Below are 214 nucleotides of genomic sequence, written 5' to 3'. Positions count from 1 at the left end.
ATTGCTGATCGCACATCTTCTTGAGAATCTCGATCCCCACACAATCACAACCCTGCTCGCCGCTGCTGCCGGCATTGCGCTTTTTGGTAGTGGAAACTTGGGAAACGATAGCTCCCGCGACCCCCTGACTACTATCCTCGCCCCTCTCTGTTTGCGCTCGCCCTGCCCGTTGAACTCGCTGTGTCTTGTGGGGATAGGGTGAACAGACGGCGGG

1 protein-coding gene is annotated in these 214 nt (G+C 57.5%); it reads left to right on the top strand.

What is annotated here, in order from left to right; all coding sequences use genetic code 11:
* The coding region (locus KJQ96_RS39870; RefSeq protein ID WP_213291308.1) for a hypothetical protein at positions 1-202 on the top strand (202 nt) is incomplete at its 5' end.
* Between the last annotated feature and the right edge of the window lie 12 nt (positions 203-214).

It is taken from the genome of Bradyrhizobium sp. sGM-13, from assembly GCF_018398875.1.
GTDB lineage: Bacteria > Pseudomonadota > Alphaproteobacteria > Rhizobiales > Xanthobacteraceae > Bradyrhizobium.
The sequence above is the reverse complement of the archived record's forward strand: the minus strand, read 5'-3'. Positions and strand labels throughout refer to the sequence as shown.